Annotated in this window: 18 protein-coding genes; 9 read left to right on the top strand and 9 right to left on the bottom strand. The window is 50.1% G+C overall.

Annotation, left to right across the window (positions count from 1 at the left end; genetic code table 11):
* Positions 1–12 precede the first annotated feature (12 nt).
* From ACTQ3R_RS08550 to ACTQ3R_RS08525, 6 genes are all read right to left on the bottom strand, one after another.
* A complete protein-coding gene (locus ACTQ3R_RS08550; protein WP_441778710.1) occupies positions 13–483 on the bottom strand; it encodes a hypothetical protein in 471 nt (156 codons plus the stop codon).
* Positions 464–2,551, bottom strand: a complete 2,088-nt coding sequence (locus ACTQ3R_RS08545) for an McrB family protein (protein WP_441778709.1) — start codon at positions 2,549–2,551, stop codon at positions 464–466. Before ACTQ3R_RS08545 ends, ACTQ3R_RS08550 begins: the two co-directional genes overlap by 20 nt.
* A 106-nt stretch (positions 2,552–2,657) precedes the next feature.
* Entirely contained in the window at positions 2,658–2,999 is a 342-nt protein-coding gene (locus ACTQ3R_RS08540) for a relaxase/mobilization nuclease domain-containing protein (RefSeq protein ID WP_441778708.1), read from the bottom strand.
* Positions 3,000–3,016: 17 nt separating this feature from the next.
* Positions 3,017–3,220 (bottom strand): cysteine-rich KTR domain-containing protein, encoded by a 204-nt coding sequence (locus ACTQ3R_RS08535; protein ID WP_441778707.1) that lies wholly within the window; start codon positions 3,218–3,220, stop codon positions 3,017–3,019.
* Positions 3,221–3,634 carry a YjdF family protein gene (locus ACTQ3R_RS08530; RefSeq protein WP_441778706.1) on the bottom strand — a complete coding sequence of 138 codons (414 nt, stop codon included), beginning with the start codon at positions 3,632–3,634 and terminating at the stop codon, positions 3,221–3,223.
* Complete coding sequence (locus tag ACTQ3R_RS08525; protein WP_441778705.1) at positions 3,634–4,170, bottom strand: PadR family transcriptional regulator; 537 nt, start codon at positions 4,168–4,170, stop codon at positions 3,634–3,636. Before ACTQ3R_RS08525 ends, ACTQ3R_RS08530 begins: the two co-directional genes overlap by 1 nt.
* Positions 4,171–4,862: 692 nt before the next feature.
* Between ACTQ3R_RS08525 and ACTQ3R_RS08520 the strand changes: the two genes are divergently transcribed.
* Positions 4,863–5,165: a DUF5343 domain-containing protein gene (locus tag ACTQ3R_RS08520; RefSeq protein WP_441778704.1), complete on the top strand. Its 303-nt coding sequence runs from the start codon at positions 4,863–4,865 to the stop codon at positions 5,163–5,165.
* A gap of 54 nt (positions 5,166–5,219) precedes the next feature.
* On the opposite strand, the gene tet(40) is transcribed toward ACTQ3R_RS08520, so the two are convergent.
* Positions 5,220–6,440 carry a tetracycline efflux MFS transporter Tet(40) gene (gene tet(40) / locus ACTQ3R_RS08515; RefSeq protein ID WP_002578914.1) on the bottom strand — a complete coding sequence of 407 codons (1,221 nt, stop codon included), beginning with the start codon at positions 6,438–6,440 and terminating at the stop codon, positions 5,220–5,222.
* 201 nt (positions 6,441–6,641) lie between these two features.
* Between tet(40) and ACTQ3R_RS08510 the strand changes: the two genes are divergently transcribed.
* The 8 genes from ACTQ3R_RS08510 to ACTQ3R_RS08475 all read left to right on the top strand — a co-directional run bounded on the left by ACTQ3R_RS08510 (position 6,642) and on the right by ACTQ3R_RS08475 (position 12,820).
* Positions 6,642–6,902 (top strand): hypothetical protein, encoded by a 261-nt coding sequence (locus tag ACTQ3R_RS08510; protein WP_441778703.1) that lies wholly within the window; start codon positions 6,642–6,644, stop codon positions 6,900–6,902.
* 451 nt (positions 6,903–7,353) lie between these two features.
* Positions 7,354–7,752, top strand: a complete 399-nt coding sequence (locus ACTQ3R_RS08505) for a plasmid mobilization protein (RefSeq protein ID WP_177187319.1) — start codon at positions 7,354–7,356, stop codon at positions 7,750–7,752.
* Complete coding sequence (locus ACTQ3R_RS08500; protein ID WP_091132798.1) at positions 7,724–9,283, top strand: relaxase/mobilization nuclease domain-containing protein; 1,560 nt, start codon at positions 7,724–7,726, stop codon at positions 9,281–9,283. The genes ACTQ3R_RS08505 and ACTQ3R_RS08500 overlap by 29 nt, the downstream gene beginning before the upstream one ends.
* Positions 9,273–9,632: a cysteine-rich VLP domain-containing protein gene (locus ACTQ3R_RS08495; RefSeq protein WP_091132801.1), complete on the top strand. Its 360-nt coding sequence runs from the start codon at positions 9,273–9,275 to the stop codon at positions 9,630–9,632. Before ACTQ3R_RS08500 ends, ACTQ3R_RS08495 begins: the two co-directional genes overlap by 11 nt.
* Before the next feature lie 134 nt (positions 9,633–9,766).
* A complete protein-coding gene (locus ACTQ3R_RS08490; protein ID WP_091132804.1) occupies positions 9,767–9,949 on the top strand; it encodes a transposon-encoded TnpW family protein in 183 nt (60 codons plus the stop codon).
* Between the two features lie 143 nt (positions 9,950–10,092).
* Positions 10,093–11,709 carry a recombinase family protein gene (locus ACTQ3R_RS08485; protein ID WP_091132806.1) on the top strand — a complete coding sequence of 539 codons (1,617 nt, stop codon included), beginning with the start codon at positions 10,093–10,095 and terminating at the stop codon, positions 11,707–11,709.
* A 9-nt stretch (positions 11,710–11,718) separates the two neighbouring features.
* Positions 11,719–12,240, top strand: coding sequence for a DUF5343 domain-containing protein (locus ACTQ3R_RS08480; protein WP_441778713.1), 522 nt, complete (start codon positions 11,719–11,721; stop codon positions 12,238–12,240).
* Positions 12,233–12,820 (top strand): Swt1 family HEPN domain-containing protein, encoded by a 588-nt coding sequence (locus ACTQ3R_RS08475; RefSeq protein ID WP_441778702.1) that lies wholly within the window; start codon positions 12,233–12,235, stop codon positions 12,818–12,820. The genes ACTQ3R_RS08480 and ACTQ3R_RS08475 overlap by 8 nt, the downstream gene beginning before the upstream one ends.
* Before the next feature lie 385 nt (positions 12,821–13,205).
* Here ACTQ3R_RS08475 and ACTQ3R_RS08470 read toward each other — a convergent pair whose 3' ends face one another.
* Together ACTQ3R_RS08470 and ACTQ3R_RS08465 are read right to left on the bottom strand one after the other, a co-directional pair.
* Entirely contained in the window at positions 13,206–13,946 is a 741-nt protein-coding gene (locus tag ACTQ3R_RS08470; protein ID WP_441778701.1) for a hypothetical protein, read from the bottom strand.
* Positions 13,943–14,854, bottom strand: coding sequence for an ABC transporter ATP-binding protein (locus ACTQ3R_RS08465; RefSeq protein ID WP_441778700.1), 912 nt, complete (start codon positions 14,852–14,854; stop codon positions 13,943–13,945). The genes ACTQ3R_RS08470 and ACTQ3R_RS08465 overlap by 4 nt, the downstream gene beginning before the upstream one ends.
* Positions 14,855–15,318 lie beyond the last annotated feature (464 nt).

Here is a 15,318-nt window from a genome sequence, read left to right as displayed (position 1 = left end):
TGCGCAACGCTCTCATGCGGGTAAAATAGCGTGGCAAAACCAGGGAATTCCCGTGGCAATACCAAGGAATTTGCTTTGGCAAAACCAGGGATTTTTACTTGACAGAATACAGAGTTTATTCTCCTGATCTGCATCCGTGTCCAGGCTTATGATGTTCGGAATATCCAGAACGCGATCCAGCAGGTAGGAAAAGAAATAGTCCTCGCCTTCAGCAGCAAAGCGGGATTCGATCACTAGTCGTTCGCTCCCACATCCCAAAAATCCCATAACGTTACCAGTGCGATAGGTACCGTTTACGCTCTGGAGAATCATCTGATCCGCTTCCAGGTCCTCCGCCTCCCGGATTAACTCCGGGAAAACAAAAACCCCATCCCGCTCCAGCTGTGTGAGGGTTATATTTGCAATTCGTTTGGTAAGCAGCGGAACGTCAGAAAATGCCTCTTTGGGAACAGAGGAGTTATCTTTAATTCTGAACGGCTTCATCTGTGTTCTCACCATCTGACTTTTGGTATCCATATGCTTTGGCAAAGCGGTCCATGATGCCCTTTTCGTCATACATCCCCTGGATATAATCCTGCAGCAGGGGCTGGAGATAATCGGTCCAAAGCTGATCAAAGCTCAATGTTTTCAGCTTAAGGAAATAGGCAGCTCCAATCTGATAGTTCTCATTGAGCTCTTCTACCTCCGCGATTTCCTTGTTTAGCGCCGCCATGCGCCGTATTGCTTCCGCCTCCAACTCATCATTATCCAAGGCCGCCAACATCTCTACATGGTCGTCTGCTTTCAGTTCGATAAAACGAAACCTGCGCCGCATGGCAAAGTCAAAGCTGTCCACCGAGCGGTCGATATCATTCATGGTACCGATGATATAGACGTTCTCAGGAATATAGAACTTCTCATCCGGATCCTCATGGAGATTGGCATACTGGGTAGATACTTCACCAGCTCTGCCCCGGTATCCCGGATCAATGGCAAAGAAGAGCTCCCCAAAGATTTTTGAAATTTCCCCGCGGTTGATCTCATCAATAATAAAGATATATTTTTTCAGCTCGGTCTTCCTGGAAATGTTCTTTGTCGAAGTGTTTTTTTGCGCCTTAATTGCCTTATAAATGGCAAAATCGTAGGAATATCCTTGGGTTGCAAACTGTTTTCCAAAGAAGTTGGTAATGTCCTTAATCTTCTCAAACTTCTGGCCGGATTCCAGCATCTGCCGAATTTCGCCCACATTCAAGCAAAGCTTATTGACCGTTGCATTCCCAGGGATGGAAAGGTTAATGTGCCGGTCATTTACACTGGTAATCAAAAATTCGTTGCCGTTAATGGTTTGGAATCGGTCGCTGCCCAGTTCGATGCTGGAGAAGAATTGCTCCATGGCTTGCTGCGCAGATACTTCTTTTTCAATGACCTCTTTGGATTTTTGAGCGTCTTCATAGTTCTTTCTTGCTCGAGCAATAAATTTCTTAAAAACCCCATCCTGTAGTTCAAACCCCATGGAACCGTCATCATTCACCTTGGGGCGCAAACCTTCCACAAAATCGGAGTAGTCATAGCTGGGATGGAACTGCACAAATTCCACCTGCTTTTTCTGCTCTTCTGTCAAAAGAGTGTAGTCATCAAAATAACCGTTGCTGATAATGTCTGCAGCAATTTCCTTTGCCAGATAGGATTTTCCGGTACCGGGAGCTCCCCGGAATATGATATTCTTTGACTCCACCAGCATGGACGAATATCCATTTCGATATCCCTGAAATTGCTGAACCCGTTCCTCTTGCTCTTCTGCTTCCCATTTTTCTTTTGCAGTCTCCTTTTCATCTTTATCCCGATAAAGTAGAATAAACTGATCTCCCTCTTGCCCAAATCGTTTCAGGCATTCTTGCACGAAGAGCAAGGTAGAGAACATGTTCCAGCAATAAAATATAAATTGTATTCCTTCCCCGTAGTTGTAGGTCAGGTATTCAATAGAGTTACGATGCTTTCTAAACTCATCTGAGCTGCTGTAAATTCCTCGGATAATCTCAGTATTCGGTTTATATTGGCAGATTGGGAAATTCTCTTTCTCTTCTATCGACAATGATGCCAACTGCTTTTCAAATACCTGACAGGCAAGGCGCGGCAAAGTTTGATTTGAACTTTTTCTCTCACCTTTGCTATAATTACGTTTTATGGTACGGCCTGATGCTTGTCTAAACGATATGTCCAACGGCCTATAGTTGTCCCCAAGAGCTAAATCATTCATGGTAAACCGCTCATCTGTCGATGTAATTTCGTTTGCAGTAATAATCAGCTCATACTTTTCCTGTTTCATTTCAATATGAAACCCCTGCTCCTGCAAAAATGCTCTTGCCTCGGTTCCATGAAATGACGTGGTAACAATATCCTCACCGTTTGCAAGGTGGTTGGCCACAGCAACCACATACTTCACCGGATATTTCTTGCCGTCCTCCGTCACCAGATCATATTTTACGCTTTGATGATAGGACGGGATGCCGTTTGCAGCAATATACTGCAGCGCCTTCATCACATCCTGCTTGCTTATCTTGGGAATGGCCATAGTTCCACCTCAGATATATCAAATTTCATAGCCTCAGACTGATATTTCCACCAATATAAAGAACCTAAGGTTATTATAGGTAATCCATCAATTTCAGTCAAGGAAATCAACTTTCCAGATCATTTTCTCCATTGTTTCGACCATTTGAAACTCTGAGCTCTACGTACCACTGGGGCATCAGTCCCTGAATATATCCCTGCAGTCGGTGCCAGTCAGAAAGTCCACCGGCATACATCTTCCCCGTTTTGTAGGAGACGGTATTGATCGCAAAATGGAGATGGAGGTGATCTGTATCTATGTGAAGTCCATAGATCGATTGGTACTCAGCGTAATACCTGCAGATTTCAAATCCAAGGCGCATAATGAATGATCTGCCCACGGCGGTTTTTTTCTTTTCTGCCGCCGGGCAGATAATAAAGCGATAGAAACATGAAAAAGCCGACAACATCAGGATTCGATCCTGTGTTATCGGCTCTGCGTCAAAGCGTCTGGCTCTTTGATAACCAATACCGTTTGCTGTTTTACATTGACCAATGACTCTTTCTTGCACTTGGGACAGTACAGAGGAAAGTGTATCAGTTCGGTATCTGACCGTATTTGCAGGCGTGTTTTGCTGCCGCACGCCGGGCATAAAATCCAAGCTCGGTTTTCCGTGTTACTCACCCCCATTCAGCGGCCCCGATGTTTGTCCCGCTTTTTCTGCTGGCGCAATTCATATTGCCGTTCTTTTTTCACTTCCCGCTGTTCACGGCTTATGGTTTTACGCTCCAATTTGTTTTGTTCATGCTGCAATTTCAATGCCTGCTGTGCCTTTGTCCCAATCCCAGGCTCCTGCAGCTTGCTGTGGATCTCCCGCTGCATCCGTTTGGGATTTATCTTCCGCTCCTCAACTCGTTCGGCTTTGATGGGTGGGCTGAATTTCAGCTTGCTCCAATTTTTGAGTAGGAAATCCCATACTTCATAGTCTTTTGGCTCCGCTCCAAAAGTAATTTTGCAAACCTCATATCGATCACCGTCAACACGCTCGTAGACCCCGACCCAAAATGGATTTTCAAAGAATACCGTTAGGGTACTTCGTGCCATTACAGGGCATTCTCCTCTTCGGAAAACTGGGCCGAAAAAGAATCCAACCATGCTAACAGCACTTGATACAAAAGGCGCTGCTGGTCAAAGATTGTCCGGCCCACCAAAGGAATATCTGCATATTGCTGTGCATACCCCTCGTTTTTTTCCGCAGATGCAAGAATACTTTTCCGCAGCTTGCTGACAAGAGCTTGGGCATGGGGCCTATCCATTTTGTTGAGGTTCGTAATCACCACATTGAAGTCAAAGGTAAGCGGCACATTCTGTTCAGCAATGGTGTCCATCAGCGTTTCAAAGTAGGCTTTCCCCACATCGGTAATCGAGTAAATTGCCTTTTCGGCAAACCGCTCTCCCTTTACCACATCGCTTGTAAGATAGCCTTTTTCTTTTAGTTGGAGCACCTTTTTGTAGACAGATGGGATACTGATTTTTGTCCAGCGGGAGAAATTGTGGTACTCAATATCTTTTTGAATGTCATAGGCACTTTGGGGCTTTTCCAGCACAATCCCCAGAATCACTAAATCAATGGACGACATATATAGCATCCTCCTTTACTATAAAATATAATACTATAAATTATAGCAAAAGTCAACGAAGAAAAGGCGGACAAGTCCCGTCAAATCCATAGGGGTTATAAAGGAACCCTCTGTAAACTGGACGTCATTTATGGACAAATGCTAACTTATCAACCTTACTTTTTGAGGTACTTTCGATAGTAAAAAACACAGGTGATGCCCTGCCAATAAGGACACCCCGCACAAGGCGATCCTTTCGGGGCCTTTTGTGGGGCGACTTCTTATAACGAGGGACTTCTTTCATTATGCGCTCATAGGGGCTGTTGGTAAAATTCATAAGTAAAACCTCCGTGATGTTCAACCCTATCCCCCCGCCCTTTCCCAGTCTTGGGAAAGGGGGCGGCTCTGGAGGATATACCCCCGTCACGCCGCCAGAAAACAGAACAGCCGGGGGCCGCCAGTCAAGGGCAAGCCGCCGTATAACGGCGGTGCTATGCACCCTTGACAGACAGCTCCCGGCTGTTCTGAATAATATGCGGCGACGGGGGATATATCGCCTGAGCCGTGTGAAGAAAAATAGTGTAAGACAATTTGTCCCGAAGTAAGCGTCATTCATCATGCTGTTGAGCTGTATCCTCAATTAGTTTTGAGGTTATAAACTTATTGCTTAAATGGCCGATACATGATATTATTTTCTATGAGGAGGGAGATATATGGCTCTTCCAAATACATATACAGTTGTAAATGGACAGCTTCCTGAGTTTTTTCAAAAAATTCAGGAAGGGCAAGCGCCTGAAAAATTTACCCAACAGCACCTTAAGGATATTGGATTTACTTCAACCAATCACAGAGCTTTTATCCAAATCTTAAAATCTTTAGGTTTTTTAACGCCGGATGGAACCCCTACCCAAATGCTCATGTACGGTAAAGTATCACAAGAAAATTATGTCGAATTGACAGCCGCCTCCGCTATACCGAATAAGGAAATAAAGAGTCCTCAAATTTTGCGCTACTAAATGAAGACGAGCGGAAGTAATCTCCCGCTCGTCAGTAAACTTAACTATGCCATATCAATCCCGCTTCTTTCCCGCCACCGGCACTAAGAACAGCGCGGGCAACAGCAGGAAAGCGGTACAGACCAGCCCCCAGGGTATGGACACCTGCTGGGCTACCAGCCCCACAATAGGCCCGCCGATGATCTGCCCGAAAGAGTCCAGCTGTCCGCTGGTGGAAAAGACTGTGGCGCGCATTTTCTCATCCACATGGTCGTTCATCCAGGCGGCCAGCACAGGCTCCTTGATGGTGCGCATAAGCCCCGCCAGCAGGAACACCAACAACATGAACCAAAAGCTCCGCCCCACCGCGAAGAGAACCAGGCACAGGATATACCCGGCGCTGGTGGACATGACCACACTGGTTCGGCTGACAGTCCCTTTTTTCTCCATGCGGGCGATGAGCAACTGAGAAGCCAGAATACCTAAGCCGCTGCCGATAAGACTGATAACACCGAACCAAGTGACGCTGTTCAGCGGCCCGATAACGGGTATTACCGTGTCATCCAGAAAATGAGCGGTGGAGAGCCGGTCAAAGCCTTCACTGGCAAGTCCCCCGCATAGTGTGATTGCTAAGAGCGCCAGCAACACAGGTGCGCCTTTCACAAAGCCCAGGTTGAGCTTGAACAGGCAGACAAAGTCTTTAAGCAAGCCCTGCCGTTCCTCAATAGCAGGGGAGAAGTTGGTTTCTGGCATGATGCGAACCAACACCAGCCCCAACAACAAGCACAAACTGCCCCCCAAGATGACAGGCATTTGCAGGTTTATGTTTCCCAGCAGTGTGCCCAGCACCACGCCCAGAACGCCGCCGATTTGCCCCATTTGACTGCCCCGCAGGAACACCTTGTCTATGGGTTTGTCCTCTTCCTCCGAGGCAATCCACGCCTCCAGAGCGCCGGTGATGAAGGTATCACCGCAACCCCAGACAACCTGGGCCAGCAGAACCGGCGCGAACCACGGTAGCGCACCCTCCATCAGAAAGCCCAGGCCGTAGAGGAACATTCCAATCAGCACCGAGCGCCGACGGCTATACAAATCCGCCACCACACCGGTGGGTATCTCGAACAGAAAGCAGGAGGTCTCCAGAACCGTCCCTACCAGGACAAGCTGGAAAGCATCCAGCTGCACCACCTCCAGGTGGTACACGATGGAAAGCACTGTGGACATAGAAACCGCCAGGGAAAAGACAAATCGGAACAGCAGGTAGACAGAATATGCCTTTGAATTTTTAGCAAACATGAAGTTACATTCTCCTTTACGAATCAGTGGGTTGTTTTGTGAAACAAGCCCGACTGCCGCGCAGGAAGGGCAAACTTCTCAGCCCTTTCTAACAGTGATTTTAGAAAAGGCCTCCTAAAGTGCCCAAAGCGCCGTTAAAAGACTTGTTTCTGTTTTTGCAGTTTGCCATATGAATACCTCCGATACTGAAATTAGAACAACATGGCTGTTCTTCTTCGCGATATTATAGCAAATGGGCTTTGTGTTGTCAATGTAAAGAGAAGCGAGAGCGAGAGCGAGAGCGAGAGCGAGAGCGAGAGCGAGAGCGAGAGCGAGAGCGAGAGCGAGAGCGAGAGCGAGAGCGAGAGCGAGAGCGAGAGCGAGAGCGAGAGCAAGTATCGACCCGTGACCCAAATTTCGCTCCGCTCATTTGTTCCCCTGGTCTGCTACTTGTTGGGGAGTGCCTTCCCCAAACCCTGCTGACCGGCGCTCCGCGCCGGTGTTGTGGCGCAGCCGCGCCACAAAAATCCGTCAGCCCCGCCTGTTGCGTTCTCGCCTGACCAGGCGGAAATCGGAAGCCGTTTCCGCAATCGCCGCAGAGCGGCGCACCCGCCGGAATAGTACACCCGCTTTGCGTCTGTACTGTTCCATCGGGCCAATTCGACAAAACTAGACCTCAAAACGCATTGACAATACTTTACATTCGCTCTATAATAGTCTTAACGATGAGCGATATAAAAAGTGAATATCAGTAAAATTCTCTGCACCCAGATGGTCTTGACCACCTGGGTGCATTGTGTTTTTCCAAAGCCTGATGTTCCCTTTTCCATCGCGTAACACATCGCCCATGACAACTGAATATGGAAAACTTGAAAGGTGTATAATGGGCGAACTATACCCTAAAGGGAATTTCAAAACAGGAGGTAAAAGTTTATTGTCCAAACGCTACAACACGCCCCACCGCACCCACATCATCAAGACCCGTGTGACCGAAGAAGAACACGCCGACTTCATGGAGCGCCTGACCGCCTACGGCATGAGCCAGTCCGAATTTATCCGGCAGGCCATCACCGGCGCGACCGTCAAGCCCATCATCATCGTGTCCCCCGTCAATGACGAGCTGCTTGCCGCCGTGGGCAGGCTGACCGGGGAGTATGGGAAAATCGGCGGCAACCTCAATCAGATTGCCCGGTATCTGAACGAGTACGGAGCACCGTACAACACCCTCGCCGCCGAGGTTCGGGCGGAGCTGTCCGACCTCGCTGCCCTCAAGTTCCAGGTGCTTCGAGAGGTAGGTGAAGCCATTGGCAACACTGAAACATTTAAGCTCTAAAAATGCCGACTACGGCGTGGCGGAGCAGTACCTCACCTTTGAGCATGACGAGTTCACCGGCAAGCCCATCCTGGACGAGAACGGGCGGCTTGTCCCCCGTCAGGACTACCGCATTTCTTCTTTGAATTGCGGCGAGGAGGACTTCGCCGTAGCCTGTATGCGGGCCAATCTCCGCTATGGAAAAAACCAGCAGAGGGAGGACGTGAAAAGCCATCACTACATCCTGTCCTTTGACCCCAGGGACGGCCCCGACCACGGCCTGACAATGGACAAGGCCCAGGCGCTGGGGGAGCGGTTCTGTGCCGAGCAGTTCCCCGGACACCAGGCCCTGGTCTGCACCCACCCGGACGGTCACAACCACAGCGGCAACATCCATGTCCATATCGTTATCAACTCCCTGCGGGTGGCCGAGGTGGAGCGCAAACCGTACATGGACAGAGCCAGCGACACCCAGGCCGGAGCCAAGCACCGCTGCACCGCCGCAGCCATGCGCCACTTCCGGGCCGAGGTCATGGAGCTGTGCCAGGGGGCGGGGCTGTACCAAATCGACTTGCTGGGCGGGAGCAAAAACCGTGTCACCGAACGGGAGTATTGGGCGCAGAAGAAAGGGCAGCTTGCTCTGGACACCGAAGCCGCCGCCCAGGGTAAGCCGCCCACCAAGTTTGAAACGGACAAGGAGAAGCTGCGCCGGGAGATCCGGGCCGTCCTCAACCTGGCCGTCAGCTTCGAGGACTTTGCCCAGCGGCTGTTACAGCGGGGCATCACCGTCAAGGAGAGCCGGGGCCGGTTGTCCTACCTCACCCCCGACCGGGCCAAGCCCATCACCGCCCGGAAGCTGGGGGACGATTTCGACCGCGCCGCCGTCGGTGCCGCTCTGGAACGCAACGCCGCCCGTCCCAGCCTGGGAGCCAAGCCCAGCATCCGGGAGCAGCTTCGCCAGCCCCAGGGCGTCCAGCGCATGGTGGACATTGAGGCCAAGAAAGCCGAGGGCAAGGGCATCGGCTACCAGCAATGGGCGTCCGTGTTCAACCTGAAGCAGATAGCAAACTCGGTCAACGTCTATACCGAGTATGGCTTTTCCTCGCCGGAGGAGTTGGACGCCGCCGTGTCCGCCGCCTTTGCCGCTGTGCGTGACAGCGCCGCCAGCTTGAAGCCGAAGGAATTGGCCTTGAAAGAAAAAAAGGAGCTGCGGCGGCAGATCATCATCTACCGGAACACCAAAGCAGTCCGGGATGGCCTCGCCGCACAGAAAACGCCCAAGGCCCGCGCCGCCTACCGGCAGGAGCATGAAGGTGATCTTCTCCTCTCCGAGGCCACCATTCGTTTCTTCAAGGCCAACGGCATCACCAAGCTGCCCACCGTCAAGGAGCTGACGGCGGAGATCGAGGCCCTGATGTCCGAGAAGAACGCCGGGTACAATGAGTATCAGGAGCGTAAGCGGGAGGCGGACGAGCTGCTGACCGTCAAGCGGAACATCGACCAGGTGCTTCACGGTGCGCCCAGCCAGCGGAGGGACGAGCATGACCGATAACGCCGTCCGGCTGACCTATCCGCAGTACCGGGCCGTCCGGCGATTGGTGCATGACTGCTGCAACTATGACGGCGGGAACTGCCTTCTGCTGGACGATGGGGAGGAATGTGTCTGCCCGCAGAGCATTTCCTATTCGCTGATCTGCCGCTGGTTTCGGGCGGCTGTGCTGCCTCTGGACGAAAGCCTGTGCGCCGCCCTGCTCCACCGCCGGGAAAGAAAAAAGTGCGTCCTGTGCGGTGGCTGGTACATCCCAAAATCCAACCGGGCCAAATACTGCCCGGAGTGCGCCAAGGAGGAAGAACGCCGCAAGACCCGTGAGCGGGTGCGCCGCCACCGGGCCGCCATGTAACGGTTTAGGCCCTTGAAAAGCCCGGTATCACGGGGCTTTTGGGCCGTCCTCAATAGGGGAGCTGTGTACTACCATTCCGGGCCTCGAAAATGGCCCTCTAAATGTCCACAACAAAAATTTGAAAGGAGCCGCCTATGACCGACACCCCCAGCAAGACCACCACCCGCCGCCCGGACTGCGTGACTGAAATCCGCATGGGCAACACCGTCCTCACCGTTTCCGGCTACTTCAAGCAGGACACCACCGACACCGCCGCCGACAAAATGGCGAAAGTCCTGGAGGCCGAAAGCCGCTGCCAGATCAGCCCCGGCCCGTGACCTCCTGCCGGTAGTTCCGCGATAATCCTCAGCTTAAAACTTTTTCTTGTAAGGAAGTAAAAAGCACTATACAACCGCCCCGGCCTGTGCTATACTGTTGCCATCGGAATAGCGGGGCCGGGGCTGTCGGATTGGAGGAAACGATGTTAAGACAGCAACCCATGCAAGCCCCCATCACCGCCTTGTACTGCCGCCTCAGCCGCGACGATGAATTGCAGGGCGAGAGCAACTCGATTTCCAATCAAAAGCGCATCCTCGAAAGCTACGCCCGTGAGCATAGCCTGATGCCCTATCAGTTTTTCGTGGATGACGGATGGAGCGGAGCCAACTTCCAGCGGCCCGGCTTCACCGAGATGATGGACGCTGTGGAGAGCGGCGCGGTCAAGACGGTCGTGACGAAAGACCTCTCACGCCTGGGACGGAATTATCTGCAAGTGGGCCTATTTACAGAAATTACCTTCCCAAAGAAAGGCGTCCGCTTTATCGCCATCAATGACGGCGTGGACAGCGCCCAGGGCGACAACGACATGAGCGCCTTGCGGAATTTATTTAATGAATGGATGGTGAGGGACACGAGCAAGAAAATCAAAGCGGTTTTCCGGGCTAAAGGCATGAGCGGAAAACCCATCACCAGCCAGCCGGTCTATGGCTATCTGAAAGGCCCGGACGGACACTTCGTTGTTGACCCGGAGGCCGCACCTGTTGTAAAGCAGATATTCAGTCTGTGCCTTGCCGGGAACGGCCCCACCAAGATTGCCCGGATGCTGACCGAGCAGAACATCCCCACGCCGGGGACGATGGAGTACCGGCGCACCGGCAGCACCCGCCGTTACTACCCGGACTACCCCTGTAAGTGGTCGAGCAACACCGTGGCGCACATCCTGGAGCGCCGGGAGTACCTGGGGCATACCGTCAACTTCAAGACGGAGAAGGTGTCCTACAAGGTCAAGACCAGCGTTGCCAACCCAGAGGACAAGATAATGGTCTTTGAGCATACCCACGAGGCCATCATTGACGAGGCCACCTGGGAGCGAGTGCAGGAGCTTCGCAAACAGCGAAAGCGGCCCAACCGCTACGGCGAGGTTGGCCTGTTCTCCGGTCTGTTGTTCTGCGCCGACTGCGGCAGCGTCATGTACCAGCAGAGGTATGAAACGAACAAGCGGCGGCAGGACTGCTACATCTGCGGCAGCTACAAGAAGCGCACCGCCGATTGTACGGCACATTTCATCCGCACCGACCTTCTGACGGCGGGCGTGACGGAAAATCTGCGGAAAGTCACCAGCTACGCCGCCAAGCATGAGGCCCGGTTTATGAAGCTGCTGATGGCACAGAACGAGGACGGCGGTAAGCGGAAGAACGCCGCCCGCCGCCGCGAGCTGGAGGCGGCGCAGAAGCGTATCGGAGAGTTGAACGGCATCTTCAAGCGTCTGTATGAGGACAGCGTGAGCGGGCGCATTACGGACGAGCGTTTCATGGAGTTGTCCACCGATTATGAGCAGGAGCAGGCCACGCTGAAGGCCCGTGCCGCCGAGTTACAGGCGGAGCTGGGGCAGGCGCAGGAGGCCGCTGTGAACGTGGAGAAGTTCATGGCCGTTGTGCGGAAGTACACCAGCTTTGAGGAGCTGACCCCCACCCTCCTGCGGGAGTTCGTGGAGAAGATCGTGGTGCATGAGTGCTGGAAGGACGAGCAGGGAACGCGCCACCAGGACATCGAGATTTATTATTCTTTTGTAGGCAAGGTGGACTTGCCCGACGATTGAGCCAGACCTATCCGGCGAGGCCCCGCCGGATGGGAACGGCAAAAATTTTTAACCTCTCCTTGCTTCTTTATCCGTAGTGAGCTAAGATACCATGAATATCGCAATCGCGCCATTTGTAAAGCAGTAATGGGCGCTGCGATAAAAGAGGCTTATTCCGATTTGTTTGTCATTAAGGAAAGGCCGACGGCAAGCGATAAAGATATAATTCAAGGGAAGTTTAAGAGTACATTCAATACCACGGACTTAGTTGCAGAGCGACAAGCAAAGACTTTCCTTGCTCTTCTGGAATTGGCCGATTTAAATGCTGAATCCCCTCGCCTAAATTCTGCATCTCCCGTCCAACCTTCTGTCGAAGCAGATCCTAACGAGAGCGAGGTGCCACAAAGTCCACCACCAGTCTCCCATCAGCCTACATCAAATAGTAAAGTTCCTAGCTTACACTACAATATTGAAATTCATTTGCCGGCGACCAAAGACATTGAAGTGTATAATGCCATATTTAAGTCAATAAAGGAGCATTTGTTTGAGTGACTATTATACTTCTTTAAGGGATTTTTTGTTTCGGGGACTTATGCTAGAATCGGAAGCCGAAAGATTTCAATCGGCGGGCATTCAAATTGGGGCATCTTCTTCAAATTCTGATCAACATTTATTGGCAGAATTATTATCGCCATTTAGTGTTTCTCGTCGCAACAATGCATTAGAGATGGCTAGATTATATGCATTGTTACATTGTTTCGAAAATGAAGTCCGCTCACTAATTAGAGATACGCTTCTAGAGAAAGACGGGCCAGATTGGTGGTCAAAGTTATCCTCTCGTGTTAGAAATCACGCTGAAAACCGTCAAAAGACAGCTTTTAAAGATAGCTGGCTTGAAGGTGAAAAAGAGGATTCTTTGGGTTTTGTTGACTTTGGTATGTTGGCCACTATCATGGTTGAAAAATGGGAATATTTCGAAAGTATAATTCCATCCCAACATTGGTTAATCCAGCGAATGGAAGAACTTGAAAAAGCACGAAACTTTATAGCGCATAATCGCATGTTACTTCCTAGTGAGTTTCAGAGAATGTATATGTATATAGCAGACTGGAACCGTGTAATCGGACTTTAATAGAGAAATACTGATTGCCTACACCTATTCGTATTCTCAATTTTCTGAAGCTCTTAAATGACACTCGGACCAAAAATCCGCCGTTTTTGTGCAAAAACGGCGGATTTTTCTCGCTTTTTATTGTCAAAGCAGAACTTCATAATCTTGATTCCATCGCTGGCCAAACAAATACCACAGGCGGTTTTCTGGTTTAACTACAAGAAGGGTACCCCGTTTTTCTGGGAGTACCCTTCTTTTTTGTTTATGCGGCGCAAGATCTGCATTGGCATCTTCTGCCGTTTTCCCATCCCCGACCTATATCTAGGGCTATGCTGCCCCGGTTCGACTGATGGGCAGCTGCATTTTTAAACAGATACGCAGCGATACGCCGGCGTTTCATTGCAAATCATTTAATATCCTGCGTCTTCAAAAGGCTGAGGCCAGCAACAATCGATAAAATAAGATAACCGCTCAACACAACAAAACACGGCAAAAAGGATGATAAATCATTTGAGGCCGCATAAACAGACGGCATATGCGTAGAGACCTTGATAAAGTTGAGGTCAATATGAATTTTCAAAAAACCTAAGACCATTTCCAAAATTCTCGGGATATTCGGAATCACAAGGCCGAAAACAACACCTGTAATTGCATTTCTGGTGTAGATCGTCATTGTAAGTGCAAAGCTGATGTGGGCCATTGTAAAAAGAATACGCGCTATGATGGAAAGAGCATAGTAACCAGGATAAGAAATTGCCCCTATACCAAATCGGCTTCCTGCAAGAGCTCCCATAACGATACCGCCCATCAGCATGAGCAATACATATGCAGCGGATACCGTAAAAACGATGGAGAGATAATATTGTTTCTTTGTGATCCCCCGCCCTATAATGTTTTTCATCACACCGGAGCGATAAGTTTCTGCAACCGTATTTGCGGTCAGCAGCATGAACACATAAAGGATGGTATCACCACCCAAAAATGTATGAAACAGCCCTTCTATCCCCTTAACAGGGGTTAATGCAGCTGCCAGAGAAAGAGAAAGCCGGATCGATGCAACCAGGAGAATACAACTCAGCGCAAGGCAGCCAAAAAAGAAAGGATCTTTTTTCAGCTGATAAATATGTCCGCGAATTAGATTTTTCATACCGCTCGCCCTCCCGAAAGCTTTTCGACAAAAAATTTCTCAATGTCTTCCTCGTTTGTCCCCAAACCGCACACACGTACTTTGTGTTCCACCAGGAATTGGTTCAGGTCCGCCGGATCAATTTTCTCATGCAAACGCAAGCTTTGATTGGAAAGAACTTCACACCGGACATCCGGATAACGGGAAGCAATGAGTGTTTGTGCATCTTGCAGGTATTCCGGTTCCACCGTGACATGGACGCCGCTGCTGCATGCACGTTCCAGTGTTTCTTTGCTGAACTCATCAATCAGACATCCGCCATCAATAATAGCGTAATCCGTCGCCAGTTTGTATAACTCACTTAAAATGTGGCTGGCGATCATAATGGTGGTACCATTTTCACGATTCAATGTCTCCAGCATCTTGCGCATCTCATAGACCCCTTCTGGGTCAAGGCCATTGATCGGCTCATCGAGAATGAGAAACTCGGGATTTCCCAGCAATGAAATTGCAATGCCCAATCGCTGCTTCATCCCCAGCGAAAATTGACGTGCTTTCTTTTTTTCAGCGTTCTGCAATCCAACCATTTCCAGGATTCCGTGATAATCATTCGATTGGATGCCAAACAGCAGCGAAAAATAGCGCAAATTTTCCATGGCCGTCATGTGTTCGTAGATGCCTGGTTTTTCAATCAGCATCCCCATATGCTTCCGTACTGCGGCATCATTTGACTTGCCCAGCAATGTACAGCTTCCTTCACTTTGCTGCGTTAAGCCGCAGACAATACGCATAAGCGTAGTCTTTCCGGCTCCGTTTTTCCCCACCAAACCATAGATCGACTTTTTCGGCACATGGATGCTCACATGATCCAGAACGGTTTTTGTTCCATAGACTTTCGACAGGTTTTCTGTTTGCAAAATATACTCCATACCATCGCCGCCTTTATTGTATTTAAAAAAGAATAAGAACAAAATACTAGCTTTATTTTAGTGTGACATAAATTTTCAGTATATTTTTCTTATCCGGATCGAAGAGATCATACCATAGAAAACCGAGGAACCCTCTGAACATTCTCTTAAGTTTTCTTAATTTTCGGACATGAACGGCCTTTATTGTTCAAAATCCGCCTCTTTCAACCCGCAGGTCGTATAAAAATGACTGGTTTGATCCCATTCTCAGCGGTACAATTCAGGCATCCGGAAATACAAAAAAGCGCTCCCCATCCCTTCAGGGGAAAGGACACCGGCAAGGGCTGGAGAGTGCTTCTGGCCAGCAGTTTCACTGTTTCATAGGAGGAACATTTTATTCTCAGTGCAAAAAATATCCGCCGGAATTTTCAGATTCCGGCGGACGATAGAAAGCAGAACTGCTTATGTACTTACAACTAAACCTC

This window comes from Lawsonibacter sp. LCP25S3_E2 (assembly GCF_052117285.1).
Classification (GTDB): domain Bacteria; phylum Bacillota; class Clostridia; order Oscillospirales; family Oscillospiraceae; genus Lawsonibacter.
This window is presented reverse-complemented; position numbering and strand designations above follow the sequence as displayed.